Source organism: Chromobacterium sp. ASV23 (genome assembly GCF_016428945.1).
Taxonomy (GTDB): domain Bacteria; phylum Pseudomonadota; class Gammaproteobacteria; order Burkholderiales; family Chromobacteriaceae; genus Chromobacterium; species Chromobacterium sinusclupearum.
Map to the genome: position 1 here is coordinate 1 of NZ_JAELTR010000056.1, position 25,207 is coordinate 25,207.

At 64.5% G+C, this 25,207-nt stretch carries 24 protein-coding genes; 13 read left to right on the top strand and 11 right to left on the bottom strand.

Going from position 1 to position 25,207, the window contains the following annotated elements:
* Positions 1-332: 332 nt before the first annotated feature.
* From rbsK to JHD59_RS17995, 6 genes are all read left to right on the top strand, one after another.
* Positions 333-1,223 (top strand): ribokinase, encoded by an 891-nt coding sequence (gene rbsK / locus JHD59_RS17970; RefSeq protein ID WP_199155242.1) that lies wholly within the window; start codon positions 333-335, stop codon positions 1,221-1,223.
* The gene (gene rbsD / locus JHD59_RS17975; RefSeq protein WP_199155243.1) at positions 1,220-1,618 is read left to right on the top strand and encodes a D-ribose pyranase; all 399 of its coding nucleotides are present in this window, start codon (positions 1,220-1,222) and stop codon (positions 1,616-1,618) included. Before rbsK ends, rbsD begins: the two co-directional genes overlap by 4 nt.
* 11 nt (positions 1,619-1,629) lie before the next feature.
* Complete coding sequence (locus JHD59_RS17980) at positions 1,630-3,138, top strand: sugar ABC transporter ATP-binding protein (RefSeq protein ID WP_199155244.1); 1,509 nt, start codon at positions 1,630-1,632, stop codon at positions 3,136-3,138.
* Positions 3,135-4,073, top strand: a complete 939-nt coding sequence (locus JHD59_RS17985) for an ABC transporter permease (protein ID WP_103317810.1) — start codon at positions 3,135-3,137, stop codon at positions 4,071-4,073. Before JHD59_RS17980 ends, JHD59_RS17985 begins: the two co-directional genes overlap by 4 nt.
* Before the next feature lie 49 nt (positions 4,074-4,122).
* A complete protein-coding gene (rbsB, locus tag JHD59_RS17990; RefSeq protein WP_199155245.1) occupies positions 4,123-5,058 on the top strand; it encodes a ribose ABC transporter substrate-binding protein RbsB in 936 nt (311 codons plus the stop codon).
* 84 nt (positions 5,059-5,142) lie between these two features.
* On the top strand, positions 5,143-6,153 hold the full coding sequence (locus JHD59_RS17995; protein WP_103317807.1) for a substrate-binding domain-containing protein: 1,011 nt from the start codon (positions 5,143-5,145) through the stop codon (positions 6,151-6,153).
* On the opposite strand, the gene JHD59_RS18000 is transcribed toward JHD59_RS17995, so the two are convergent.
* From JHD59_RS18000 to JHD59_RS18010, 3 genes are all read right to left on the bottom strand, one after another.
* Positions 6,150-7,343 (bottom strand): MFS transporter, encoded by a 1,194-nt coding sequence (locus JHD59_RS18000; RefSeq protein ID WP_199155246.1) that lies wholly within the window; start codon positions 7,341-7,343, stop codon positions 6,150-6,152. The genes JHD59_RS17995 and JHD59_RS18000 overlap by 4 nt on opposite strands.
* Positions 7,344-7,408: 65 nt before the next feature.
* Complete coding sequence (locus JHD59_RS18005; RefSeq protein WP_199155247.1) at positions 7,409-8,803, bottom strand: CoA transferase; 1,395 nt, start codon at positions 8,801-8,803, stop codon at positions 7,409-7,411.
* Between the two features lie 127 nt (positions 8,804-8,930).
* A complete protein-coding gene (locus JHD59_RS18010; RefSeq protein ID WP_199155248.1) occupies positions 8,931-10,196 on the bottom strand; it encodes a hypothetical protein in 1,266 nt (421 codons plus the stop codon).
* A 203-nt stretch (positions 10,197-10,399) separates the two neighbouring features.
* Between JHD59_RS18010 and JHD59_RS18015 the strand changes: the two genes are divergently transcribed.
* The 3 genes from JHD59_RS18015 (at position 10,400) to JHD59_RS18025 (ending at position 13,850) form a co-directional block, all read left to right on the top strand.
* The gene (locus JHD59_RS18015) at positions 10,400-11,431 is read left to right on the top strand and encodes a flagellin (RefSeq protein WP_199155249.1); all 1,032 of its coding nucleotides are present in this window, start codon (positions 10,400-10,402) and stop codon (positions 11,429-11,431) included.
* 194 nt (positions 11,432-11,625) lie between these two features.
* On the top strand, positions 11,626-12,120 hold the full coding sequence (locus JHD59_RS18020) for an oxidoreductase (protein ID WP_146042092.1): 495 nt from the start codon (positions 11,626-11,628) through the stop codon (positions 12,118-12,120).
* Entirely contained in the window at positions 12,117-13,850 is a 1,734-nt protein-coding gene (locus JHD59_RS18025) for a hybrid sensor histidine kinase/response regulator (protein ID WP_199155250.1), read from the top strand. Before JHD59_RS18020 ends, JHD59_RS18025 begins: the two co-directional genes overlap by 4 nt.
* A gap of 68 nt (positions 13,851-13,918) precedes the next feature.
* On the opposite strand, the gene JHD59_RS18030 is transcribed toward JHD59_RS18025, so the two are convergent.
* The 8 genes from JHD59_RS18030 to JHD59_RS18065 all read right to left on the bottom strand — a co-directional run bounded on the left by JHD59_RS18030 (position 13,919) and on the right by JHD59_RS18065 (position 21,269).
* Entirely contained in the window at positions 13,919-14,800 is an 882-nt protein-coding gene (locus tag JHD59_RS18030) for a helix-turn-helix domain-containing protein (RefSeq protein WP_199155251.1), read from the bottom strand.
* Positions 14,801-15,042: 242 nt separating this feature from the next.
* Positions 15,043-17,133 carry a flagellar biosynthesis protein FlhA gene (locus tag JHD59_RS18035; RefSeq protein ID WP_103317794.1) on the bottom strand — a complete coding sequence of 697 codons (2,091 nt, stop codon included), beginning with the start codon at positions 17,131-17,133 and terminating at the stop codon, positions 15,043-15,045.
* A complete protein-coding gene (flhB, locus tag JHD59_RS18040) occupies positions 17,130-18,269 on the bottom strand; it encodes a flagellar type III secretion system protein FlhB (RefSeq protein WP_199155252.1) in 1,140 nt (379 codons plus the stop codon). The genes JHD59_RS18035 and flhB overlap by 4 nt, the downstream gene beginning before the upstream one ends.
* Complete coding sequence (fliR, locus tag JHD59_RS18045; RefSeq protein ID WP_199155253.1) at positions 18,262-19,041, bottom strand: flagellar biosynthetic protein FliR; 780 nt, start codon at positions 19,039-19,041, stop codon at positions 18,262-18,264. Before fliR ends, flhB begins: the two co-directional genes overlap by 8 nt.
* Positions 19,042-19,314, bottom strand: a complete 273-nt coding sequence (fliQ, locus tag JHD59_RS18050) for a flagellar biosynthesis protein FliQ (RefSeq protein ID WP_011136551.1) — start codon at positions 19,312-19,314, stop codon at positions 19,042-19,044.
* A 13-nt stretch (positions 19,315-19,327) separates the two neighbouring features.
* Complete coding sequence (gene fliP / locus JHD59_RS18055; protein ID WP_103317787.1) at positions 19,328-20,071, bottom strand: flagellar type III secretion system pore protein FliP; 744 nt, start codon at positions 20,069-20,071, stop codon at positions 19,328-19,330.
* A complete protein-coding gene (fliN, locus tag JHD59_RS18060) occupies positions 20,071-20,412 on the bottom strand; it encodes a flagellar motor switch protein FliN (protein WP_103317785.1) in 342 nt (113 codons plus the stop codon). The genes fliP and fliN overlap by 1 nt, the downstream gene beginning before the upstream one ends.
* Positions 20,413-20,429: 17 nt before the next feature.
* A complete protein-coding gene (locus JHD59_RS18065) occupies positions 20,430-21,269 on the bottom strand; it encodes a FliM/FliN family flagellar motor switch protein (RefSeq protein WP_199155254.1) in 840 nt (279 codons plus the stop codon).
* Between the two features lie 233 nt (positions 21,270-21,502).
* Here JHD59_RS18065 and JHD59_RS18070 point away from each other — a divergent pair, with 233 nt between their 5' ends.
* The 4 genes from JHD59_RS18070 to fliH all read left to right on the top strand — a co-directional run.
* Positions 21,503-21,844, top strand: a complete 342-nt coding sequence (locus JHD59_RS18070; RefSeq protein ID WP_103317782.1) for a flagellar hook-basal body complex protein FliE — start codon at positions 21,503-21,505, stop codon at positions 21,842-21,844.
* Between the two features lie 11 nt (positions 21,845-21,855).
* On the top strand, positions 21,856-23,529 hold the full coding sequence (gene fliF / locus JHD59_RS18075; protein ID WP_368671613.1) for a flagellar basal-body MS-ring/collar protein FliF: 1,674 nt from the start codon (positions 21,856-21,858) through the stop codon (positions 23,527-23,529).
* Positions 23,513-24,571 (top strand): flagellar motor switch protein FliG, encoded by a 1,059-nt coding sequence (locus tag JHD59_RS18080; protein ID WP_233164375.1) that lies wholly within the window; start codon positions 23,513-23,515, stop codon positions 24,569-24,571. Before fliF ends, JHD59_RS18080 begins: the two co-directional genes overlap by 17 nt.
* The coding region (gene fliH / locus JHD59_RS18085; protein ID WP_199155255.1) for a flagellar assembly protein FliH at positions 24,568-25,207 on the top strand (640 nt) is incomplete at its 3' end. The genes JHD59_RS18080 and fliH, both read left to right, overlap by 4 nt.

Genomic DNA, 25,207 nt, shown 5'->3' on the forward strand with positions numbered 1-25,207 from the left:
GCTCCAGTACAGATCCGACAATTGCGACCAGCTCCACTCCATGCATGCCTCCACGAGAGCCGCGCAAGCCGGCGCGGCACAATCGCTTAAATCGCGCATGATGGCATATCCGCTGTCTTTGCCCAAGCATGCGTCCACGCAGGGCTGGCGCGCGAAGTGCTTACGCAGCGTTATTTCTTCACGTGAAAATATGTAGTGTGTGGACTACATATTTGCGTTTTCCCCCTTCCCCTATGCGGTGGCACTCTGCTATAAATCGATGCTGATCACGTTTTAGCAGGCATTCAGCGATTTTTGCGCTGCAATGTAGCAAAGGTACACAAGGAGAGCGCATGACTCGGGTACTGGTAGTCGGCAGTATCAATATGGATCTGGTGACCTCGGCCAGGCGCCTGCCGCAACTGGGCGAAACGCTGCTGGGAGAGGGCTTCGCCACCTATCCGGGCGGCAAGGGCGCCAACCAGGCCGTCGCGGCCGCGCGCCTGGGCGCGCAAGTGACATTGCTGGGCTGCGTGGGTAATGACGCGTTTGGCCGCGAACTCCTGGCGCACCTGGAGGCAGTGGGCGTGGACATCCGCCGGGTGGCGACCGTGGACGGCTCGACCGGCATCGCCACCATCACCGTCAGCGGCGGCGACAACGCCATCGTGGTGGTGCCGGGCGCCAACCACCAGTTGACGCCAGCGCATTTGGATGCCGCCGAGCAGGCTTTTGCTGAGGCCGACGTGGTGCTGACCCAGCTCGAAATCCCGCTGGAGACGGTGCGCCATGCCGCGCTGCTGGCCCAGCGCCATGGCAAGCCGCTGCTGCTGAATCCCGCGCCGGCCGTGGCGCTGCCGGAAGCATTGCTGCAAAGCGTCGCCTTGCTGACGCCCAACGAACATGAATTCCTTACCCTGCTGGCCCAGCCCGACGCCGACTGGCGCGCCCAACTGGCGGAGCGGCCAGGCAAGCTGGTGATGACCCATGGCAAGCATGGCGCCTACTTCGCGCTGAAGCGCGGCGAGCTGCGTCATCAGCCCGGCTTCGAGGTGCAGGCGGTAGACAGCACCGGCGCCGGCGACACCTTCAACGGCGCGCTGGCCACCTTCCTGCCGCTGGGCCTGGAAGAGGCAGTGCGCCGCGCCAACGCCGCCGGCGCGCTGTCGGTCACCCGGCACGGCGCCCAGGGCGGCATGCCCACGCTGGCCGAGCTGGAAGCTTTTCTGGAGAGCAAAGCATGAAGAAGCATGGCCATCTGAACCGCGACATCGCGCGCATTCTGGCGTGCATGGGCCATACCGACAGCCTGGTGATCGCGGACTGCGGCCTGCCCATCCCGCCCGGCGTGGAGTGCGTGGACCTGTCGCTGAAACTGGGCCAGCCCGGCTTCCTGGAAACGCTGGACAGCGTGCTGGCGGATTTCCAGTGCGAGCGCGTGGTGTTCGCCAGCGAATCCCAAGATCATAATCCGCCGGTAGCCGCCAAGGCCGCGGCCATGGCGCAGGATGGCGTGGCGCTGGAGTTCGTCAGCCATGAAACGTTCAAGGCGCGCTGCCATGCCGCGCGCGCGGTGATCCGCACCGGCGAGTGCACGCCTTACGCCAATGTGATCCTGCACTCCGGCGTGATTTTCTGAGGAGCCGCACCATGCAAGTGACCATGCGCGGCATCAGCAAGGCCTTTGGCCCGGTGAAGGTGCTGCAGAATGTGGCGTTCCATCTTGAAGGCGGGGAAATCCACGCGCTGATGGGTGAAAACGGCGCCGGCAAGTCCACGCTGATGAAAATCCTCAGCGGCGTGCACCGCGCCGACGAGGGCGAGATTCTGCTGGACGGCAAGGCTGTCGGGCTGGGCGACACCGCCGCCGCGGAAGCGGCCGGCATCGCCATCATTCACCAGGAACTGAACCTGATCCCGCAGCTGTCGGTGATGGAGAACCTGTTCCTGGGCCGCGAGCCGTCGCGCTTCGGCGTCATCGATTTTGCCGCGATGCGTCGCCAGGCCAGGGCGCAGCTGGAGGCGCTGGGCGCGGAGGGCATCGATCCGGATGCCGAAGCCGGCAGCCTGTCCATCGGCCAGCAGCAGATGGTGGAAATCGCCAAGGCCCTGGCGCTGAAGGCGCGCGTGCTGATCATGGACGAGCCGACGGCGGCGCTGACCGAGCGCGAGATCGACCGGCTGTTCGGCTTGATGGCCCAGTTGAAAGCCGATGGCGTGGCCATCGTCTATGTCTCGCACCGCATGGAAGAAATCTTCCGCGTCTGCGACAAGATCAGCGTGCTGCGCGACGGCTGTTTTGTGGGCGAGCGCGAGATCGCGCGCACGGATTTTGACGAAGTGGTGCGCATGATGGTGGGGCGCGAGATCGGCGAGCGCTACCCGCGGCGCGATGTCGCGCCCGGCACGGTGCGCCTGAAGGTGGAGAATCTGGCCGACGAGGACATGATCAGCGGCATAGGCTTTGAGGTGCGCGCCGGCGAGGTGCTGGGCATCGCCGGCCTGATGGGTTCCGGCCGCAGCGATATTCTGAAGACGCTGTTCGGCGCCAAGCGCCGCACCGCTGGCCGCGTCGAGCTGGACGGGCAGGCGCTGAGCGTGGCCGCGCCGGGCGACGCCATCGCCGCCGGCTTCGGCTTTGTGCCGGAAGACCGCAAGAGCAAGGGCCTGGTGCTGGGCATGTCGCTGCGCGAAAACGCCACCCTGGTTCACCTCGATCAGTACGCCCGTTGCGGCGTGGTGCGCGCGGGCGAAGAGCGCAAGGCGGTGGATGGCCTGATCGGCCAGCTGCGCATCCGCACGCGCGACGCCGAGCTTGACGTCAAGGCGCTGTCCGGCGGCAACCAGCAGAAAGTGGTGTTCGCCAAGTGGCTGGCCCATCCGCCCAAGGTGTTGCTGCTGGACGAGCCGACGCGCGGCGTGGACGTGGGCGGCAAGGCCGAGATCTATCACATCATCAACCAGCTGGCCGCGGCCGGCACGGCCATCGTCATGGTGTCGTCCGAGCTGCCCGAAGTGCTGGCGCTGAGCAATCGCATCCTGGTGCTGCATGAAGGGCGTCAGGCCGGCATCTTCGACGCGGCCGCCAGCAATCAGGAAATCTTGATGGCCGCCGCCGCCGGCGGGGCCGTTGCCACCGAAAGCAGGAAGCAAGCATGACTCCGCAACAGAAAGCCAATCTGCAACGTCTTGGCCCCTTCATCGCCCTGGTGCTGGTAGCCGTCGGCCTGTCCGTGATGAGCCCGGACTTTCTCACCGTCAACAACCTGCTGAACGTGATGCGGCAGGTGTCGATCAACGCGCTGATCGCCTTTGGCATGACGCTGGTGATCCTGCTGGGCGGCATCGACCTGTCGGTCGGCTCCATCCTGGCGCTGTCGTCGGTGCTGACCGCCACGCTGCTGCGCAGCGGTTTCGATCCCATGCTGTCCACGCTGCTGGGCATTCTGGCCGGCGCGGCGATGGGCTTGGCCAACGGGTTGGTGATCAGCAAGGGCAAGGTGGCGCCGTTCATCGCCACGCTGGCCACCATGACCATTTTGCGCGGCCTGGCGCTGGTGTTCTCCAACGGCAGCCCGATCACCGGTTTCGACAGCGAGCTGTTTTCCATGCTGGGCGGCGGCTATGTGGCCGGCCTGGTGCCGGTGCCGGTGGTATGGATGCTGCTGCTGTTCGCCGGCTTCTGGTTCCTGCTGAAAAAAACGGTGTTTGGCCGGCATGTTTACGCCACCGGCGGCAACGAGGAAGCGGCGCGGCTGTCCGGCGTCAAGGTGGATCGCGTCAAGCTGTGGGTGTATACGGCTTCGGGTGCGATGTCGGCCATGGCCGGCGTGGTGCTGACTTCGCGCCTGAATTCGGCGCAGCCGACGGCGGGCACCGGCTACGAGCTGGACGCCATCGCCGCCGTGGTATTGGGCGGCACCAGCCTCAGCGGCGGGCGCGGATGGATTTTCGGCACCCTGATCGGCGCGCTGCTGATCGGCGTGCTCAACAATGGCCTTAACCTGCTGGGCGTATCGTCGTTCTACCAGCAGGTGATCAAGGGCGCGGTCATCCTGCTGGCCGTTTTGCTGGATAGAAGCAACAAGAAGTGAGTACGCGCGGCGCAAGCCGCCATCCGTTCATTTTTCTGGGAGTCTCAGCATGAATCGCATTCTTACCCCGCTGCTGGCCGGCGCGCTGGCATTCGGCATCGCCGCCTGCTCCAAACAGGGTCCGGGCGCCGCGCCGGCCGCCGAGGCCAGCGCCGCCGCGGCCGACGGCAAGATCACCGTCGGCCTGGCGGTGTCCACCCTGAACAACCCGTTCTTCGTCGAACTGCGCGACGGCGCGGCGGCCGAAGCCAAGAAGCAGGGCGTCAACCTGATCACGGTGGATGCGCAGGACGACCCGGCCAAACAGCAGTCCAGCGTGGAAGACCTGATCCAGAAAAAGGTCAATGTGATCCTCATCAACCCCACCGACTCCTCCGCCGTGGCCAATGTGGTGAAGGAGGCGACGTCCAAGGGCATCAAGGTGGTGTCGCTGGACCGCAGCGTCAACGGCGCGGAAGTCAGCGCCCATATCGCCTCCGACAATATCGCGGGCGGCATGATGGCCGGCAAGTATCTGCTGGAGAAGCTGGGCGGCAAGGGCCGCATCGTCGAACTGGAAGGCATTGCCGGCTCTTCGGCGGCGCGCGAGCGCGGCGAGGGCTTCCACCAGGTGGTGGACAAGAAGGACGGCGTCAAGCTGCTGGCCAAGCAGCCGGCCGACTTCGACCGCGCCAAGGGCCTGTCGGTGATGGAAAACATCATCCAGGGCAACAAGGACATCCAGGGCGTGTTCGCGCATAACGACGAAATGGCGCTGGGCGCGGTGAAGGCGATCCAGGCGGCCGGCCTCAAGAACGTGGTGGTGGTGGGCTTCGACGCCACGCCGGACGCCGTGGCCGCGGTCAAGGGCGGTACGCTGGCCGCCACCGTGCAGCAGCAGCCTGGGCTGATCGGCCAGTACGGCGTGCAGACCGCCAAACGCCTGGCTGAAGGGCAGAAGGTGGACAAGTTCATCCCGGTGCCGCTTAATCTGATCAAGCAGTAAGCGTCTGCAAGGGCCGGCCGGCATGGCCGGCCCTGGTTCTTCCGTTTATCATCCCTGGCGTCGCCCACCTCAACCCTCCTGACCATGAGCAGTTTCAAGCGCCTCACCATAGACGATATCGCCGCGCTGGCCGGCGTGTCGCGCACCACCGCCAGCATGGTGTTGAACGGTCATGCCGAGCGCTATCGCATCTCGCCGGCCACGGTGGAGCGAGTGCGCCAGGTGGCGAGCGAGCATCATTTCAAACCTTCGCAACAGGCGCGGAGCCTGCGCAGCCGCAGCAGCAATAGCATAGGGCTGGTGATTCCCGACCTGACCAACTCCACGCACGCCGAGCTGGCCCAGGCGCTGGAAAACGGATGCCGCGCGCGGGATTACCAGCTGCTGATGGTGACAAGCGACGAAGACCCGGCACGCGAGAGCGCGGGCATCGGCCAGCTGGCGGCGCGCCAGGTGGACGGCATGATCGTGGTGCCATGCAGCGGCGACGCCGCGCGCTACCAGCCCTGGACCGAACGGCTGCCGTTTGTCTTCGCCGACCGCCATATCCCTGGCAGCGGCATTCCGTCCGCGGTGACTGACGCCGAAGACAGCGTCAAGCGCTTGCTGGCGCCGGTACTGGAGGCCGGCGTGGACGAGCTGGTGTATTTCGGCGGCCAGCCGCAGTTGTCCGCCAGCCGCGAGCGCCTTGCTGGCTTTCGACATGCGCTGGCGGCGGCGGGTCTGGAGGAGGGAGAGGATTGGGTGGCCGAGCGGGATTTCCAGCGCGAGTCCGGCTACCGCATGCTGGCGGACTGGCATGCGCGGAACGGCCGCTATCCACGCGCGCTGTTCACCGCCTCCATTACCCTGCTGGAAGGCGTGCTTTCCTTCCTGCGCGAGCGCCACAAGCTGCGCGAGGCGCCGCAATACCTGCTGACATTTGACGATCACACGCTGCTGGACTGCCTGCCGCTGCCGGTGGACGCCATCCGGCAGGACAGCCGCGCCCTGGCTGAGGCCAGCCTGAGCCAGGTGCTGGCGCTATTGCGCGGAGAGGCGCTAGACGGCCCCGACCTGCGCATGCCGGCCAGCCTCAACTTGCGCCGGGTCTAAACGCCCTGCGTTGCCTGGCGCGCGGCCGGTTCGCGCGCATCGCGCATCAGCAGCGAACCGATGAGGAAAGTGGAGGACAGCAAGGTGGCGAAGGCCATCGCCAGGCCATAATCGCCGCCGCGCAGGTCCACCAACCGCCCAAACACATAGGGCGCCACCGTGGCCAGCAGATAGCTGAGGAACCAGAACAGGCTGAAGGTGACGGCTGCCTTGTCCGGCGTCATGCCGGGTTGCTCCTGCGCCAGCGTCACCAGGCTGGTGATGGGCAGGAAAATGAAGAAGCCGGCCGCCAGCGCCGACGCGGTCACCAGTCCGGCGTTGTCGCTCCATCCCCATATTTGCGCATGCAGGCCGATCACCGCCAGCAGCTGCAACAGGCCTGAAATCCGCAGCAAGGGCAGGCGGCGCGTCATTTTTCTGGCCAGCCAAATGCCCGCCACCGTGCCGGCCAGCCCGGCCAGCACCACAAACTTGGCCTGCTGGATGCCCGCGTTCTGGTAAAAGCTGAACAGGATGACGTAGAAGGCCAGCGTGCCGCTATAAGTGAAGGCCAGCAGCCAGTTGAAGCGCTCCCTCAGGCCCTGGCCCAGCGAGTGGCGCGGCGTGCCGGTTGCCGGTTTGGCTTCTTGAGTGCCATCCGCGCCGAATGCCAGCCACAGCGCGAGACAGAGCACGCTGCCCAGCGAGACGGCCAGCAGCGTGGTTTGCCAGTCGCCAAACCATCCCAGCATGACCGGCAGACCAAACAGGATGAGGGCGGTGCCGACGTTGAAGGCGACCGAGTTCAAACCGTTGACGAAGGGGCGCTCATCGGGCTCGAACCATTGCATGACAATGGGCGAGAAGTAGACGATGACCAGCGCGCCGCCCAGACCCATCAAGAAACGCACCAAGAGCAGCCAGGGATAGCCGTGGACGAAGGGTGTCAGCACGCCCAGCGCCATCAGCGCCATGGCCAGCGCGACGGCTTTTTTGGCCAGCATGCGCGACAGGATGCCGGCAGCGATGAAGGTGCCCAGCAGCTTAGCGGCGGCCACGGCGTTGCTGATGTGAGAGCCGGCCGCCAGGTCGTGCACGCCCAGTTCGCGCATGATTTGCGGAATGAAGGCGCTGCCGCCGGCCCAGCTCATGCCAAAGAGGACATAGCTGGAAAACAACAGCGCTTCAATCAGGTATTTGTTGGTTTTCATCGTGCCCTCGACTGATATCGAAACTGCCAGTGTCAGTGAGCGTCGTAGCGATGAAATCTGTTCTTTCAGACAGTCCAGCTGGCGGCATGGCTGCCCAGGGGCATGGCGGGCAGCGACCAGCGCGCAGACGTCAGCGATAGCTCGGCCGCATGGCGCACGGCGAGCAGTCGGCCAAAGCCCGAGTCGGTTTCCTCCAGCCAGGGACGGACGTCTTCCAGCGTGGGGATGGGTAAGTCGATCGCGCCTTCTACTCTGCCGAGGCCGCGCAACCAATGCGCGGCCTGCGCCAGCGACACTTCCACATGCCAACTGCCGCCTTGCTGCCGCTGGTGGTGCAGCGCGGCCGTTGCGCCCAGCGCCGCCAGATAGCCGGCGATATGGTCGAGCGCCTGCGCCGGAAAGGCGCGCGGCGTCTCGGAACCGGCGGCCTCGGCTTCGGCCAGGTTGAAGCCGCTGGCGGTTTGCGTCAGCGAATCGAAACCGCGCCGCCCGGCCCATGGGCCTTGATTGCCGTAGGCGCTGAGCGAAACATAGACGATGCCGGGCCGTATCCGGGCTGCGTCGTTTGGCGAGAAGCCGAGTTCGGCCAGCCCGCCTGGACGATAGCCCTGGATGAAGACATGCGCGTCGGCCAGCAGTCGGCGCAGGGCATCGCGGTCGGACTCGCGTGTCAGATCCAGCTGCGCATTGCGTTTGCCGCGTCCCATGTCCATGTCCAGCGTGGGAATGGTCGGCAGTTTGGGCGAGGTGATGTGCAACACGTCCGCGCCATGCGCCGCCAGCACGCGCCCGCCCACTGGGCCGGCGATGATGCGGGTCAGGTCCAGCACTCGCACGCCGCCAAGGGGGCGGTCCGCATCCGTCAGCGCCAGCGGTTCGGCATGGTCCAGGCGGGTCAGCGAAAACATGGCTTGCGCCGCCACCGCCTGGCCCTGAGGGTGGGCATCCCATTCCGCGAAGCTGCGCAGCGCGGTGGCCACCAGGCCGCGGGCGGCGGCGGCGTCTTCAAAATCAAAGGCTGTCCATTTTTGCAGCGCCGCCGTTACCGCTGCCTTGTCGTACTCGCACTGCAACAGTTGCAGCACGCCTTGGCAGTGATGAGGGAAGTTGGTGTGGATGCGCAGCCAGCGGCCGTCCCCGCAGCGGTAGATGCCGGCGATTTTGTCCCATGGGTCGCTCGGTAGAGCGCCATCGACCCGCAGATAGTGCTCGCTGCGAAATTCCGCGACGGCATGATGCAGATTGACGCTGACCGTTTGCCGTTCGCCGCCTCTTGCGTGCCAGAACGCCGCCGCGGCCAGACCGCTTGCGGCGAGGCAGGCCTGGGCGGCGGCATCCAGCGCAAAGGAAGAGGGCAGCACGGGGCCCTGGCCCTGGAGGCACAATTGGTCCAGCCAAGCGGAATCCAGCTGGCTGTGCTGCCAGAGTTGTCGAATGGCCTGCTCTGCAATGCGGTTCATGGCGCTTCCCTTGACTGAAAATGACATTTAAATTCAGTGAGCAGGAAAGGTCAATTTATAGTCGTTAGTGGAAGCAGGTGGTTGGCATGGGAAACTTCGCTGTCGCCGTCATGCTAAAGAAGGGGGCTTAACGCGCTTGGGATTCCCCAGCCTCTGTCGCCGCCAAGTATTGCTGCAGCATGGCCAGGGAACAGGCCGGCTGGGCGCGCGCGATATGCAGACCGGCATCATGGATGATCAGATGGGAGAGCTGATTGAGGCGGCGAAACTGGCCTGCGGGCAGGCCGTAAGGCTGCCAGGTTTCGCGTTTTTGCTGGCGGAAGACTGCGGCATCGCTCCAATAGAGAGTATTGAGCCACGCCTCCATGCCGTGGTGGTTGCCTTGCATGCTGTACTCGCCATGAAAGAACAGCAGCTTCAGTTTTTCCATCAATCTTGGAAACAGGTGGGAAGAGGATTCCTGCCATGCCGCCTGTTGCATGGCGAATGGCGAGGGCGGTTTGAGCGCGCGCGGGTCGATATGCAGAGCTTGCTGTACCGCAGGTTTGGCCAGGTAATCGTCAAGCTGCGGGAAAGCATGATTGGGAGGGAAGCGGATGTCTTGCGAATCTCGGCCGCTGCATTGCTCGATATAAAGCTCCAACTCCCTCGCCAGCTGATTTGCGCGCTGGCGCTGCAGCGGTGACGGCGAGGCATTGGCCTGGCGAAAATCCTGTAGCAAGGCTTCGGCATGGCTCTTTTCTTCGGCATGGATCAGCCGGTGCTGGCTGGCAAATTCGATGTGGCTCTGCAGCTGGATTTCGGGCGCGATCAGCGCATTGCCCAAGCCCAGCCCTCGCAAACGGATCTGGGGCTGGCCGCCATGGTTGCCATCGAGGATGCGATGGGCGAGATGCGCTTGCGTGTGGCAGGCCTGGCCAACGCCGAACAGATAGCAGTCAAGCTGCCGGTAGCGGGGCCAGCGCAATAGGAATTCCTGCAGCGCGTGATAGGCTTGCTGGCTGGTTTCCTCGTAGTTTGCCGGCTGATAGCGCGGATGGGTCAGAAAGGACAATCCATGGCCTAGCGGCTGATCGATGATCAGATAGTTGGCGTGGAGGTGCCAGCTGAACGGATTGGCATGCACCGAGCCGGATTCGTCAAGCAGATACGGGCCGTGTCCATCGAACAGGCATGCCAGGGCATTCTGTTCCGTCGCTTGATTGATCCAAACCAGCAGCGGCGCCTGTTCTGGATTGCTGGCGGCTTCGCTGAACCAGAAATACAGCCAGCCGCCGGCATCATCGCCTATGGAAAGATAGCCGGACAGCTGGTGGGCGCGGGCGGGGCCGAAGCCTGGGAATTGGCTTAGCACGGCACTTTGGTCGAGAAACGGGTTCGCCTGGGTATTCATCGCTGATGCTCCATCCGCTCAATGACATTGGACTGGCTTGCGCATCTTCTTTATAGACTTGCTATGGCTTGATGGCATGGAGCTTGCGAAAAATGCCGTGATTTTTCACATTCTGTTGCAGTTTAAGTTGTATGGACGCTTGGCCGCCTTGTTGGGGTAGGGCAGCGATGCCGATTCACGACCAACCAAGATGGAGCTTTCCCATGCTGAGCCTGTATACCAATATCGCGGCACTGAACACCAAGTCCAATATGAACAGCACCCAAGGCGCGCTGTCCACTTCCATGACTCGCCTGGGCACCGGCCTGCGCATCAACTCGGCCATGGACGATGCCGCCGGCCTGCAGATCGCCACCCGTCTGGACGCGCAAAGCCGCGGCATGACCGTCGCCATGAAGAACGCGCAGAACGGCATCTCCATGATGCAGACCGCCGAAGGCGCGCTGAACGAAGTGACCAACATACTGCAACGGATGAAGGACTTGTCCACCGAAGGTGCTAGCGCTACTGCCACTGTCGCCGATAAGAGCGCGATGCAGTCGGAATTTTCCGAGCTGGGCAAGGAATTGACCAACATCATGAAGAACACCTCCTTCGGTGGCGAAAAGCTGCTGCAAGGCGGAAAACTTACTGGGGAAATGAAGTTCCAGATCGGTGCGTCGGCAGATGAATCCATGACCGTGAATATGAAAGACGGTATGGATTCGCTGAACAACGCTTTAGCTAGCGTTTCCAAGACTTTTTTCAAAGATGACGCTGCTGGGACGGCCTACGCCACTGCAGTCAAGACCGCCTCGGATGCGATGCCGGCTTTGATCAAGGCCACTACTGACGCTAAGACGGCTTACGACGCCGCTCCGACCGATGCGACCAAGAAAAGCGCTTATCAAGATGCATTGAAAGCACAACAGGATGGACAAGCTGCGCTGGACAAGGCCGCGAAAGGTGATGAAGTCGGCAAGACTGACACGATCAGCAACATCCAGGCCGCTCTGGACTCGGTTGGCTCGGTTCGCTCTACTCTGGGCGCCAACGCCAACCGCCTGGACCACGTCGTCAACAACCTGAACAACGTGAACAACAATACCCTGGCCGCCAAGGGCCGCATCATGGATACCGACTACGCAGTCGAAAGCTCCAGCATGACCGCCAAGCAGATGCTGATGCAGGCCAGCACCTCCATGCTGAAGCAAAGCGGCAGCATGAACAGCCTGGCCATGTCCCTGCTGCAGTAATCATCGGGATGGCGGCGTACTTTGCCGCGCGAAAAGCCAGTGGCTATGCCGCTGGCTTTTTTATTATGTATTGGCAACGCCATACGGCATGAGGGTGGGGGATAATGTGACGGACCGTATGCAATTGCCGCGCAAAGCTGGTTGTTCCACTGTTGTGGCGAATATAATTGCGCTTTTTGTGTTGGACGATGAGGATGGCTATGCGAAAGGCCTGGTGGGTATGGTTAGGCCTGTGCCTGAGCGCTTGCGCTCTGGCTGATGCCGATCCGGTGGTGTTGACGGTGTCGGGAAAGATCGGGCGCTTCACCGATGCCAAGCGTGGGGTTTATCAATTCCGCGACAGCGATTTGGCGAAGCTGCGGCAGCTGAGTTTTCGCACCGCCACCAGTTGGACGCCGGTGGTGACGTTCAGCGGTCCGCTGGTGAAGGATATCCTGGCCAAGGTGGAGGCCAAGGGCAGCACGGTGAGAGTGCTGGCGATCAACTATTACCGTTACGACATTGCCGTTTCCGAATTGAACAGCCGCAATGTGATGCTGGCGCGCCGCATCGACAACAAGCCGTTCGATGTCGCCCATTATGGACCCTTGTGGCTGATGTACCCCTTGCCCGAGATGCCCGATGCCGAAAAAGGACCGCCGCTTGACGCCAAACTGGTATGGCAGGTCGAAGCGCTGGAGGTGATGTGACGCTGGCCAAGCTCAAAAAAACGCTGCGCATGCCGTGGTGGCTGATGTTGCCGCTGCTGGTACTGCTGTTCGCCGCGGTGTGGAACTTTTACCGCATCGACCACGCCAGCCAGGCTTTGATTGATGGCGGCAAGAGCGAGCAGCTGTACTGGAATGTCGCGCAGTTGCATATAGAGCTGGAGAAGACACGCGCCGAACTGATCGGCTATGCCGCCGCGCCGCAGAGCCTGCCGGCGATGAAACAGCAATATCAACTCTTGCTCAGTCGCTATCAGGTGTTCGATGCGCCTGACACCGTGCTGGTGCACCGCCAACTCAAGGCCGTGTCAGGCTTTGATGAGTTGAAAGCCGCGCTCAGCCCGATGTTGAAAGCCCGCGACTGGCAAAACATGACGCCGCAGGCGGCGCGCAAGATGGTGTTGCGCATCGATGCCCTGCGCCCGGTGCTGGCGAATTTCGCCGTGCAGAGCCGCGAAGCCGAGGTCGCGGCGCGGATGGCGCGCACCCGCGCGCTGTCCAGCCAGCGCTCGCAGATGCTTGCCCTGCAACTGGTGTTGTGCGGCGGCATCTGCGGCATTCTGCTGATGCTGATGCGTTTCCATGAGGTGAAAACCTTGGCGGAGGCCCGTCAGTCGTTGCTGGACCAGGAGCGCGACGCCCACCAGGCGACCGTGGCGCTGGAGCTGGATCGCACCACCTTCCTCGGCGCGCTGGGGCATGAGATTCGCTCCCCCTTGCAATCGATGCAAATGTGCATGGAGCTGGTGGAGCCGGCCGTGTTGCCGGAACCGGCCGCGCAACTGGCGCTGAAGCGGATGAAGGCCGGCATGGCGCAGCTGACCAGCCAAGTGCATGACATCATGGACGTGTCGGCGATCAAGAACATGCAGCTGCGGCTGAATCCGGGGCGGATGAGCCTGAGCGGCGTGCTGCGCACGGTGATGGAAGTGATGCAGCCGCTGGCCGACGCCAAGGGACTGCAGCTGCTATGCGAGACTTCGGACCTGCCAGACATGGTGATGATGGACGAAATCCGTCTGCGCCAGATCGTCGGCAATCTGGTGTCCAACGCCATCCGCTATACCGACCAGGGCGAAGTCAAGATCCGCGCGCGCGGCTTGCGCAGCGAGGAGCAGCTGGAGTTGTGGCTGGAGGTCAGCGATACCGGCATCGGCATCGCCGAGGAAGACCGGCAGCGCATCTTCCAGCCGTTCAGCCAGGGGCGCAATCGCCGTCCCGGCAGCAGCGGCTTGGGCCTGTCCATCGTCAAGGAGCTGGTGCGATTGTTCGGTGGCCATATCGAGATGGACAGCGAAGTGGGCAAGGGATCGGTCTTCACGGTGCGGCTGCCGCTGCGCGAGGTGTTGGCGGGCCGAGTCGGGCGCAGCCTGCTGCTGGTGGACGATGATGCCCAGATTCGTTCGTCGGTGGCGGAGTGGCTGGCTCAGGATGGTTTCCAGGTGCGCAGCGCCGCCACCTTGACGCAGGCGGCGGATTGCCTGGCGCAGCAGCGTTTCGACATCCTGCTGCTGGACATGCAGCTGGGCGGCGACAGCGGCTATCTGTTGGCGGAACTGGCGCGCAAACAGCCGCAAAGACCGTTGATGCTGGCGATGAGCGCCGATCCGGCTGAATTTGCCGACTCCCGCGCCAGCTGGTTTTCCGCCCGGTTGGGCAAGCCTTTCGATGGCCAGCAGCTGCGCGCGGCGCTGGCGGTGTTGCCGGCGTAGTCCGCGTCATCCGATGGCATGCAAACAGGCTCCTTGCGGAGCCTGTTTTGTTTTGCGTGGAGGCCGGCTTAGTTCAGCCCGGCCGGTTCCAGCGCATTGGTCACCATGTTCTTGATCTGCAGCGCCAGGATGGAGCCGGGCGCCGGCTTGCCGATGTAGTAGACGCCGTGCGTCTGCAGCGCCTGGGACAGCTCATTCTCGTGCTCCAGCGCGTAGCCGGTCAGCACGATGATAGGCACATTCGGCGAATGGCGGCGGATGGTTTCGATCACTTGCATGCAGCTGCCGGGCTCGTCCAGCACCCAGTCCAGCACGAAAGCGTCAAAATCTTCCTGCGGCAGCGCCTGCAGCAGCGCTTGCGACTGGTAGTAAGGCAGCGCGAACAGACCCTGCTGCACCAGGATGGCGGACAGCAGGTCGGCATCCTTGTCATCCAGCACCGCGACCAGCAGGCGCTTGCTGTTGGCGCGCTTGGGCGGGCGGATGGTCAGGTACGTGACTTCATGGCCGCCCTCGCCGTCGAACTGGGTGCCGGGGAAGACATGCCAACAGTCATGCAGCCGCTTGGCCAGCAGCAGCGGGGCGCAGGAGTCGTCTGCCAGTTCTTCGCCCAGCTGGATCCAACAGTGCGCTTCGCCGCTCTGGTTGTTCAGATGCAGAATGGCCGGAATCAGCTCCTGCTCGTTGGCGGCGGGCGTGGCCGGGGCATCCGGCTGCGCGAGGTTCACCAGCAGGGTGGAGGTGGGGATATTCAGATATTGGGCAAGCTTTTCCACCTGGGCCAGCTGCCATGGGCTGCTGCCGTTCAGCTTGCGGTAGGCCTGGGAGGTGCTCAATCCCAGAATCTGTTCGATCAGACCGGCTTGTTGGGCTTCCGGCCAGTGGAAGTGCTCCAGCTGGGCGCGGATATTGTCACAGATGATCTGATTGGCGCATTTGGCATCGGACATGGTGAAGTACCTTCACATCAAATTCATGCTCTGCATGCTAGCACCCATCTTCTTGTCATGCCAGTGTAATGTGCATTAAATGACAAAATTTTCGTATTTTGCAAATCATGCAATTGCATTTTCACAACATGCAAAAAAATCCATTGGTATGAGTCCTTTTCTAGCAAGGGTTGCAGCCATTCTGGCGGCGTGGCGCCGCATCTCGCGCGAAATGCCGCCCTTGCGCATGAAATGCAACAAGGTCAGCCCAGCGTACCCGTCAGGCTGACCTGGCGGCTTTCCGGCACCTCGTTGTACGACAGGACGTTCAAGCCGGGCGCGAACAGCCGGCCGTAGCGCGCCAGCAGCGGCCGGATTTGCGGCATCACCAGCAGCACCGGCGGCTGGCCCATCTGTTTCATCTGATCGCGTATCACCGGCATATTGGCTTGCAGCTGCTGCAGCACGTTCGGGTCCACCGGGAAGCTGTCCAGCTGCGGCTTGCCGGTTTGCTGCGCCTGCGACAGCGCGGATAGCAGCAGGTTTTCCAGCTCGGCCGACAGATTGAAGGCGCGGATTTCGTCGCGAGGGCCGGCGATGGCCTGCACGATTTGCCGTTTCAACGCGCAGCGCACCTCGGCGGCCAGCATGATGGCATCCTTGGTGGTGTCGCTGGCTTCCAGCAGGGCCGTGGCGACAGGCACGATGTCTTTCAGCGAGATGCCGTCCTGCAGCAGCTGGCGATAGGCGCGCAGTTGCTGCACCGGCGTCAGCGCCTGGCCCAGCGCGGTCGCCAGCTTGGGGGCGAGCGCCGACAGTCGCTCGGTCAGCGCCGCCACGTCGTCATGGCGGAACAGTTCGGGCAGGTTTTCGCGCATCACCTTGTTCAAATGGGTGGCCATCACGCTGGCGCAGTCCACCACCTGATATCCGAGGCCCAGCGCCTTGCTCTTGTCGGTCAACGCGATCCACGTCACCGGCATGCCGTAGGCCGGATCGATGCCGGGGATGCCGTCGATGTCGCCGTAGACTTCCGGCGAGGGAATGGCCATCAGGCGGTCGGCGTAGACCTCCGCCTCCGCCACGGTGGCGCCGGAGATCTGGATGGCGTATTGCGAGGGTTTGAGCCGCAGATCGTCGCGCAGGCTGATGGCCGGCAGCAGCAGGCCCATCTGCTCGGACAGGCTTTGCCGCACACCCTTGACCCGCTTGGTCAGCGGCGCCCCCTGACTGGCATCCAGCAGCGCCACCAGCCGGTAGCCCAGCGTGACGCTCAAAACATCGGAATAGGGCAGAGTGCTCCATTCCAGCTCGATTTCCGCCTCGCCCTGAATGGCAGACTTCACCGCGGTCTGATTCAGCGCGGCGGCGGCCGGCGGCTGGCGCGCGTGCATGCGCCAAGCTACGTAGGCCAGCAGCGCGGCGAATCCCAGGAAGGTGGGCCAGGGCATGCCGGGGATGATGGCCAGGATCAGCATCATGCCGGCGGCGCTCATCAGCACGGTCGGCGAGGCCAGCATCTGTTTGCCCACCTGGGCCGGCATGTCGCCGTCGTCGCTGATGCGGGTGACGATGATGGCGGCGGCGGATGACAAGAGCAGCGCCGGAATCTGCGCCACCAGGCCGTCGCCTATGGTCATCAGCGCGTACTGGCGGAAGGCGTCGCCGGCGGACAGGCCGTGCATCAGCGCGCCGATGGCCACGCCGCCGAACAGGTTGATGATCAGGATCAGGATGCCGGCGATGGCGTCGCCGCGCACGAATTTGGACGCGCCGTCCATCGCGCCGTAGAAGTCTGCCTCGGTGGCGATGTCGCGGCGCCGCTGCTGCGCCTGCTCCTGATTGATCAGGCCGGCGTTGAGGTCGGCGTCGATGGCCATCTGCTTGCCCGGCAGCGCGTCCAGCGTGAAGCGGGCGGACACTTCGGAAATGCGCTCGGCGCCCTTGGTCACCACCATGAAGTTGATGATCATCAGGATGACGAACACCACCATGCCGACCACGAAGTTGCCGCCTATCACCACATTGCCGAAGGCCTCGATCACCCGGCCGGCGGCATGCGTGCCCTCGTGGCCGTGAAGCAGCACGACGCGGGTGGACGCCACATTCAGCGACAGCCGAAGCAGCGTGGTGGCCAGGATGATGGTGGGGAACACCGAGAAATCCAGCGGCCGCCGCGCCGACACGCTGACCAGGATCACGATGATGGCCAGCACGATGTTGAAGGTGAACAGCATGTCCAGCGCCAGGGGCGGCAGCGGCAGCATCACCATGGCCAGAATGGCCAGGAGGAACAGCGGGGCGGCCAGTTTGTGGCGGCCGATATCGGCAAGCAGTTTGGTCAGCGAGTTCATGATGCGGCTTCGGGATCGGACAGTTCGCGCGGGACCGACAGGTCCGGCAGGGTGGGGAGCTTGCGGCGGTTGCCCGCCTGGAACGCTTTCAGTTGCAGAACATAGGTCAGCACTTGCGCCACCGCTCGGTACAGCGGCGCGGGTATCTGCTGGTTGACCTGGGTGGTGTGGTAGACGGCGCGCGCCAAGGGCGGCAGCGGCAACACCGTCAGTTTCAGCTCGTCCGCCAGCTGGCGGATGTACAGCGCCATCTCGTCCACGCCCTTGGCGACGATGAAGGGCGCTTCGGCCCGATCTTCGTCGTACTTCAGCGCCACCGCGTAGTGGCTGGGGTTGACGATGATGACATCGGCGCCCGGCAGCGCCTTGCGCACGCCGCGTTGCGCCAGTTGGCGCTGGAGCTGGCGGATGCGCTGGCGCACTTCCGGGCGGCCTTCGGTGTTTTTGTACTCTTCCTTGATTTCCTGCTTGCTCATTCTTTGTTGTTTCAAGAACAGGAAGACCTGCAGTGGCAAGTCGGCCAGCGCGAACAACAGGAACACGGCGGAGAGCTTGAGCAGACAGCTCAGCAGCAGATCCGCCGCGCCGGTTAAGGTCGGCAGCAGCGGCATGCTGTGCAGGGCGAAGAAGTCATGCAGCGAGTCGCTGGCGATGCGGTACAGCAGCCAGCCCAGGATCAGCGCTTTCAGAATGGATTTGCCGATCTCGCTGGCGTGCTTGGGCGAGGCCAGCCGCGATAGATGCGCCAGCGGGTTCATGCGCTCGAACTTGGGGCTGAGCTGCGACAGCACGAAGACCCAACCGCCGGGAAACAGGCTGAGCAGCAGCATGGTCAGCGGAATGACGGCCAGCGGCGCCAGCATTTTCAGGATCAGCAGCAGGGTACCGGCGAACAGCTTGGACCAGCTGTTCTCCAGCGCGCCCTGGCCGGCCAATGGGGCGAAGGCCAGCGCGAACAGCCGGCGAAAATCGTCCAGCCAGTCCGGCGCCAGCCAGAAAACCAGCTTCAAGGCCAGGATCAGGCCCAGCGCGGCGGCCAGGTCTTTGGAGCGCGGCACCTGGCCTTGCTCGCGCGCCTTGCGCAGCCGTTGCGGCGTGGCCTTTTCGGTCTTGTCGCCCTGGCGCGCCTCAGCCATGGCCCATCCCCAGCAATTGGTCCAACAGGCGCAGCGTCTGCCCGCTCAGGCTCAGGTATTGCGGCGGCAGCACCTGCATCAGCAGGGTCAGCGTGCCGAGGCCGAACAGCGTCACCACCGGGAAGCCCAAGGAAAACAGGTTAAGCGCCGGCGCCACGCGGTTGATCATGCCGAAGCCGGCCTGCACCACGAAGGTGGCGAACACCGCCGGCAACGCCAGCACCACCGCGGCCGACATCACCCAGCCCACGCTGGCCGCCAGCACCGGCAGCGACGCCTGCGGAATGCCCGCGCCCAGAGGCCAGGCGCGGAAGCTGGCATACACCACCTGCACCAGCACCAGATGGCCGTCCATGGCGAAGAACAGCAGGGCGGCCAGCAGGTAGAGCAGGCTGGAGACCACGTCGGAGCTGTTGCCGTTGCCGGGATCGTTCATCACCGCCATCGACAGCCCCATCTGCGACGACAGCAGGAAGCCTAGCAGCGACAGGATGGACATGGTCAGCTGGAAGGCCAGGCCGAACAGCAGGCCGATGATGACCTGTTCCACGCTGGCGGCCACGCCGTGCATGGAGAAGGGGTCGATCGGTGAGTGAGCCGGCATGATGGGCAGGCAGGCGACGGCCAGCGCCAGCGCCAGGCCGATGCGCGCCGGCATCGGCACCATGGCGTCGCCGATGAAGGGCGCGATGCTGAACGCCGCCAGCAGCCGGCAAAACGGCCACCACACGGCGGGGAGCAAGTCCAGCAACTGGGCGTACAGGCCCTGCATCTAGCCCACCTGGCTGGCGGCGCGTTGGAACATGGCGACGCAGAAGTCCATCAGATAGCCGGTGATCCAGTGGCCGGCCAGGGCGATGGTCAACAGCACGATCAACAGCCGCGGCAGGAAGGACAGCGTCTGTTCGTTGATCTGGGTGGCGGCCTGGATCAGGCTGACCACCACGCCGACGATCAGGCTGGGCAGCACCAGCAGCACCACCAGCGTCACGACTACGCGCAGGCTGTCGTTGACGATGTCGACGGCGATATCGGGTGTCAGCATGGCTCCGTCTCTCCTAATAAGCCTGTATCGACGTGACCAGGGTGTTGACGGTCAGCGACCAGCCGTCCACCAGCACGAACAGCAAGAGCTTCAGCGGCAGCGAGATCACTAGCGGCGACAGCATCATCATGCCCATCGCCATCAGCACGCTGGACACCACCAGGTCTATCACCAGGAAGGGGATGAACAGCATGCAGCCGATCTGGAACGCGGTTTTGAGCTCGGACAGCACAAAAGCCGCCAGCTTGACGGTGAAGGCGTGGTCTTCCGGATGGGCGACGTCGCCCTCGCCGGACAGCTTGGCGACCTGGGCCAGCGCGGTCTTGCTGGTTTGCGCCAGCATGAAGCGGCTGACCGGCTTGGCGGCGATCTCCAGCGCCTGCTGCATGGTGATCTTGTCCTGATCGAACGGCACCATGGCCTCGTTCCACACCTGCAAGCCCACCGGCCGCATCACCAGCAAGGTCAGGATCAGCGCCACGCCGGTGATCAGGCGGTTGGGCAGGCCCTGCTGCAAGCCCAGCGCCTGGCGCAACAAGGACAGCACGATGACGAAGCGGGTGAAGCTGGTCATCATCAGCGCCAGCACCGGCAACAGGCCCAGCGCCGTCATCAGGATCAGGATCTGGGTCTTGATCGTGAAATCCACCGGCATGCCGCCGGCGTTGGCTGAGAGCAGCTTCAGGGGTTCGGCCCAGGCGGGGGCAGCCAGCAGCAGAGTGGCCGCTGCAGCGGCCAGTGTGGCAATCCGTTTCATCAAGCCAGGCTGTCCAGCTGCAGGTCGTTCAGTTCCACTACGCGCAGGCCGTAGTTGTCGCCGGACACCACCACCTCGGCGCGGCCTATGGTTGTGCCGTTGACCTTGATGTCCAGCGGCTCGCCGGCCACTTTGTCCAGTTCCACCACCGAACCGGGGCCGATGCGGCACAGGTCGGCCAGCGAGATGTCGGCGCCGCCGACTTCCAGCGTCAGCTTGACCGGAATCTTGCGCAGAAACGGCGTCATGTCGCGGGCGGGCGCGGCTGCCTCGGCGGCCGGCGCCGGCGTGTCCAGTCCGTCCAGAATGCCGTCCAGGTCGAAATCTTGGTTGTGATCCATCGGGTTTCCTTCGGTGCTCATTCGATATCGGCGAAGCCGCTCAGGCACAGCTTGCCCTGGCGCTCCGCCACCTGGGCCGAAAACAGCGGCGTCTCGCGCACGCAGACCTCGGCGCGCGGCGGCAGCGATACCGGCAGCACGCTGCCGGGTTTCAAATCGAGGATGGCGCCCAGCGGCAGCGCTTGCTGCAGCAGGCGCGCGTTCAGCCGCAGCTGCAGCGTCTCGTCGAAGCGGGCGCGTTCGGCAGGGCCGGGCAGGCGTGGCCGCTGGCCGGACAGGCTTTGCAGCAGCGCGTCGAAGGCTACATGGTCCAGGCGCAGGCGCAGCGCGCCCAGCGGCCGGTCGCCGTCTGCGACGTCCAGCTCCAGTTGCCAGGCCGGCTGCGGCGCGAAGCCTTGCGGGCGGAGGGTGATGTCTGGCGCGTCGCGGCCAGCCAGGCGGTGGATAACGCCAGCCAGCCGCGGCAGCAGCCGCTCGGCCAAGGTTCTCGCCAGCCTGCGCTCGGTTTCCGTCTCCGCCGGCAGCTCGTCTTTGGCCGCGGCGCCGTCGGCGCCAAAGCGGTAATCGAGGATGCCCAGCAGCAGGCCGCGGTCGAAATGGCTGCCCAGCTGCCAGTCGTCCAGCGCGTGCCACTGCCAGCGCAGCTCGTCGGCGGCCGGCAAATGCTGGTTGAGCGCAGACAGGCGGAAGCCGGCGTGATAGCGCCGGTTCAGCTCGGGCTCGAAGAAGTCGCCCAGATCCTGCCGCAGCGCGCGGGCGAACAACGGCAGCAGGTGGGTCGGCCGGCCCAGGGTGCGCAGATCCAAGGCCTGCAGGCGGGCGCCGTCCTCCGGCGCAACGATTTTGGCTTTGGGCATGACGGTGTGTCGTTTGTGGGGAGGCTGCGGACAACCCCCGTCTATTGCTGGGAGTGTGCATCTTACTGGTTGGCCGCTTGCGGTAAAGGGGGAAAATTCACGCTTGGCGTTGTGAAAAGTACCGGCATTTAAATAAATCATTGAGTTTAAAATCCGGCAGCCTGCATCAAGACTTGTTAGCGCAGTCAATAAACGGCGCGGGCTTCAAACGATTTGAACTCTAAGGATGGGATATGGCCGCCAATCTCGGTTTGATGATTCATGCCGACCGCAACCAGCTGCTGGGCGAGATGAACGCGCTTGGCCAAGGCGCCGTCGCGGCGCCGCGGCCGGCGCAGGACGAGACGCCGGCCGCGCATAGCTTCGGCCAGGCAATGGTGGCGGCCGTGCGCGACGTCGATCAGCAGAACCGTCTGGCGTCGGAAAAGATGACCGAGGTGGATAGCGGCCAGAGCGACGATCTGGTCGGCGCCATGCTGATGAGCCAGGAAGCCAGCCTGTCCTTCTCCATGCTGATGCAGGTGCGTAACAAAGTGGTCGGCGCGGTGGACGAGCTGATCAAGATGCAGCTGTAAGGGGCGGGCAAGTGGTCAAACAACTGCGCAGCGGCTTTGCCGCGGTACAACAAAGAATGGCCGGCCGCCGTCTGCTGCCGGACAACGCCTGGCGCACGCTGCTGCCCATCGTGCTCTTGGCCATAGGCGTCAGCGTGGCGGCCACCTTGTGGCTGTGGCGCGACGATGCCAGCTACAAGCCGGTGTTCGGCGCCCAGGAGAAAGTCAACAGCGCCGACATGATGGCGGCGCTCGATGCCGACAAGATTCCGTACCGCATCCATCCGCAAACCGGCCAGGTGCTGGTGCCGGATGCCGATCTGGCCCGCGCGCGCATGCAGCTGGCGGCCAAGGGGGTGGTGGCGCAGTTGCCCGCCGGGCTGGAGCTGCTGGACAAGAACGATCCGCTGGGCGTCAGCCAGTTCGTGCAGGACGTGCGCTTCCGCCGCGGCTTGGAAGGCGAGCTGGCGCAGAGCATCATGGCTTTGGACCCGGTGCGCGCCGCGCGCGTGCATTTGTCGCTGCCGCGCAGCACCTCCTTCGTCACCGCCGGCAGCGAGAAGGGCTCCGCCTCGGTGGTGGTGACGCTGAAACCGGGCCAGCAGTTGTCGAATGAGCAGATCGCCGCGGTGGTCAAACTGGTGGCGGGCAGCGTATCCACGCTGGAGCCGTCGCAGGTGACGCTGGTGGATCAGGCCGGCGCGCTGCTGTCCGGGCGCATCGATCTCAGCGATGGCAATCTGTCGGCGACGGACAACGAGGCGGCCAAGCGCTTCCGCCAGGAGGCCTTGCAGAATGTGCGCGACCTGTTGACGCCGGCCTTGGGCGCCGACAATTTCAAGGTCAGCGTGACGGCCGACGTGGACAACGACCGCGTCGAGGAAACCCGCGAAAAATACGGCGAAGCGCCCAAGGTCACCAATGAGGCTTCGCGCGAGGAAACCAGCACCGAGCGCGCCGCGCTGGGCGTGCCCGGCTCCCTGAGCAATCGTCCGGTCAACACCGATTCGTCTGGCGCGGCCGGCGAGAAAGCCGGCAACAGCAAGAACGCCGTCACCCGCCAGTACGCCTACGACCGCAACATCACCAATATCAAGAAAGCGCGCGGTACCCTGCGCCGCCTCAGCGTGGCCGTGGTGCTGAACCAGGCCGCGGCGCCGGGCCGCAAGGGCTGGCAGCCGGCCGACCTGGCCAATATCGACAAGCTGCTGCGCAACGGCTTGGGCATCAACGCCGAGCGCGGCGATGTGCTGGCGGTGTCCACGCTTCACTTCGCCGCCGCGCCGCAGGAGGAGCCGATCTGGCAGCAGCCGGAAACCTGGTATGAAGGCGCGCGCTGGACGGCCTACGCCGTAGCGCTGCTGCTGGCCTATTTGCTGCTGGCGCGGCCGTTGCTGAAGATCGCCCGCCAACTGGCCGAACACAAACTGCGCGACTACGCGCCGGACGAACTCGACGTGACGCCGGAAGATCCGCTGCTGGACAACCGTCCGCTGCGCGAGGCCGCGACCCAGCGCCAGGCCGCGCTGGCGGCCGCTCCGGGCGACAGCGCGGTGGTGCCGCTCTTGGAAAATTACGATCTGCCGCCGGCTGGTTCGCCGGTGGACGTGATGGTGGAGCACCTGAAGGGGCTGGCGGCCAAGGAGCCGGAGCGCGTCGCGGAAGTGGTCAAGCAATGGGTGCAGAACAATGGACGCAAACAATAATCCGCCGCCGGAGTCTCCGGCTTACGTTCCCCCGCAACCACCTGCCGGCCATGGCCAGATGAGCGCCATCGAGCAAGCCGCCGTGCTGCTGCTTTGCATGGGCGAAGAGCCGGCCGCGGCCGTGCTGCGCTGCCTCAGCCGGGAGGAACTGCTGCAAGTGACGCAAGCCATGTCCGGCATGAGCGGCATCAAGGTGGACGCGGTGAAAACCACCATGCAGCGCTTCTTTGATGAATACCGCGAGCAGAGCGGCGTGCACGGCGCCAGCCGCAGCTTCCTCAAGCGCTCGCTGGAGCTGGCGCTGGGCGGCGACATCGCCGGCAGCGTGCTGGACACCATCTATGGCGATGCCATCCGCCCCAAGATGGCCCGGCTGCAATGGGTGTCGCCGCAATGGCTGGCCGACCGCATCGCCGTCGAGCACGTGCGGATGCAGGCGGTGTTCCTGGCTTTCCTGCCGCCGGCCTTGGCCGGCCAGGTGGTGGACGCCTTGCCTGCCGCCAGCCGCGACAGCGTGCTGGTCAATGTGGCCAGGTTGAAGGATGTGGACCGCGAACTGCTGCACGAGCTGGAAGAGCTGGTGGATCGCTGCCTGGAAAGCCTGCACACCCAGAGCACGGCGGTGGAGGGCATGCAGCAGACCGCCGACATCATCAACCGCCTGCCGGGCGACCGCAGCCGGATGATGGAACTGCTGCGCGCGCATGATCCGGACATCGTCGACGAGATCGAGGTGCGGATGTACGACTTCTTCATCCTGTCGCGCCAGACCGAAGAGGTGCTGATGCGCATCTGCGAGGACATTGCGCTGGAGCAGTGGGCCATCGCGCTGAAAGGCGCCGAGCCTGCCGTGCGCGACGCCATCATCCAGACCATGCCGCGCCGCCAGGCGCAGAACTTCGAAGCGACGATGCGCCGCTCCGGCCCGGTGCCCAAGAGCCGCGTCGAGGAAGCGCGCCGCGAAATCATGGCCCAGGTGCGGCAGCTGGCCGATGCAGGCGAGATCGATCTGCAGCTGTTCCCTGAGGAAGTGGTCGAGTGAAGGCCTGGAGATCGTTCCGCTTTCCGCCGCTGATCGAGGGCGCGCCGCTGGCGCCGGCCGCCGCGGCCGAGGTGCAGGCCTCCGCCGCCGACGGCTTCCGCCAGGGCATGGATGCCGGCTACCGCGAAGGCTACGACAGCGGCGAGGCGGCCGGCCGCGATGCGGGCTACCAGGCTGGGCTGGAGCAGGGCCGCGCCGAAGGCGCCGCCGCCGCGCGCGCCGAAACCCTGGCCGGCTTGAATCAACTGGCGGCGCCGCTGGAGGCCGCCATCGAACAATTGCGCAAGCTGTGCCGCGATTACCAGGCCGCGCAACGCGACGAAGTCGTCGATCTGGTGGCCAAGGTGGCGCGCCAGGTGATTCGTTGCGAACTGGCGCTGAAACCCGTGCAGATTCTGGACCTGGTGGAAGAGACGCTGGCCGCCTTGCCGCAGGGCGCGCATGCGCAGGGCGAGGTGGAGGTGCTGCTTAATCCGGAGGAGTGCCAGCGCATTCGCGAACTGGCGCCGGAGCGGGCCGCGCGCTGGAAATTGTCCGCCGATCCGGCGCTGGCGCCGGGCGAATGCCGCGTGCGCGGCGTCGAATTCGAGGCGGACGCCGGCTGCCAGCAGCGGCTGGAGCATTGCGTGGCCAGCC

What these genes read in the sequence shown, in the direction of transcription:
- rbsK (WP_199155242.1), top strand. Translation starts at nt 333, where the DNA reads ATGACTCGGGTACTGGTAGTCGGCAGTATCAATATGGATCTGGTGACC.
- rbsD (WP_199155243.1), top strand. Translation starts at nt 1,220, where the DNA reads ATGAAGAAGCATGGCCATCTGAACCGCGACATCGCGCGCATTCTGGCG.
- JHD59_RS17980 (WP_199155244.1), top strand. Translation starts at nt 1,630, where the DNA reads ATGCAAGTGACCATGCGCGGCATCAGCAAGGCCTTTGGCCCGGTGAAG.
- JHD59_RS17985 (WP_103317810.1), top strand. Translation starts at nt 3,135, where the DNA reads ATGACTCCGCAACAGAAAGCCAATCTGCAACGTCTTGGCCCCTTCATC.
- rbsB (WP_199155245.1), top strand. Translation starts at nt 4,123, where the DNA reads ATGAATCGCATTCTTACCCCGCTGCTGGCCGGCGCGCTGGCATTCGGC.
- JHD59_RS17995 (WP_103317807.1), top strand. Translation starts at nt 5,143, where the DNA reads ATGAGCAGTTTCAAGCGCCTCACCATAGACGATATCGCCGCGCTGGCC.
- JHD59_RS18000 (WP_199155246.1), bottom strand. Translation starts at nt 7,343, where the DNA reads ATGAAAACCAACAAATACCTGATTGAAGCGCTGTTGTTTTCCAGCTAT.
- JHD59_RS18005 (WP_199155247.1), bottom strand. Translation starts at nt 8,803, where the DNA reads ATGAACCGCATTGCAGAGCAGGCCATTCGACAACTCTGGCAGCACAGC.
- JHD59_RS18010 (WP_199155248.1), bottom strand. Translation starts at nt 10,196, where the DNA reads ATGAATACCCAGGCGAACCCGTTTCTCGACCAAAGTGCCGTGCTAAGC.
- JHD59_RS18015 (WP_199155249.1), top strand. Translation starts at nt 10,400, where the DNA reads ATGCTGAGCCTGTATACCAATATCGCGGCACTGAACACCAAGTCCAAT.
- JHD59_RS18020 (WP_146042092.1), top strand. Translation starts at nt 11,626, where the DNA reads ATGGCTATGCGAAAGGCCTGGTGGGTATGGTTAGGCCTGTGCCTGAGC.
- JHD59_RS18030 (WP_199155251.1), bottom strand. Translation starts at nt 14,800, where the DNA reads ATGTCCGATGCCAAATGCGCCAATCAGATCATCTGTGACAATATCCGC.
- JHD59_RS18035 (WP_103317794.1), bottom strand. Translation starts at nt 17,133, where the DNA reads ATGAACTCGCTGACCAAACTGCTTGCCGATATCGGCCGCCACAAACTG.
- flhB (WP_199155252.1), bottom strand. Translation starts at nt 18,269, where the DNA reads ATGGCTGAGGCGCGCCAGGGCGACAAGACCGAAAAGGCCACGCCGCAA.
- fliR (WP_199155253.1), bottom strand. Translation starts at nt 19,041, where the DNA reads ATGCAGGGCCTGTACGCCCAGTTGCTGGACTTGCTCCCCGCCGTGTGG.
- fliQ (WP_011136551.1), bottom strand. Translation starts at nt 19,314, where the DNA reads ATGCTGACACCCGATATCGCCGTCGACATCGTCAACGACAGCCTGCGC.
- fliP (WP_103317787.1), bottom strand. Translation starts at nt 20,071, where the DNA reads ATGAAACGGATTGCCACACTGGCCGCTGCAGCGGCCACTCTGCTGCTG.
- fliN (WP_103317785.1), bottom strand. Translation starts at nt 20,412, where the DNA reads ATGGATCACAACCAAGATTTCGACCTGGACGGCATTCTGGACGGACTG.
- JHD59_RS18065 (WP_199155254.1), bottom strand. Translation starts at nt 21,269, where the DNA reads ATGCCCAAAGCCAAAATCGTTGCGCCGGAGGACGGCGCCCGCCTGCAG.
- JHD59_RS18070 (WP_103317782.1), top strand. Translation starts at nt 21,503, where the DNA reads ATGGCCGCCAATCTCGGTTTGATGATTCATGCCGACCGCAACCAGCTG.
- JHD59_RS18080 (WP_233164375.1), top strand. Translation starts at nt 23,513, where the DNA reads ATGGACGCAAACAATAATCCGCCGCCGGAGTCTCCGGCTTACGTTCCC.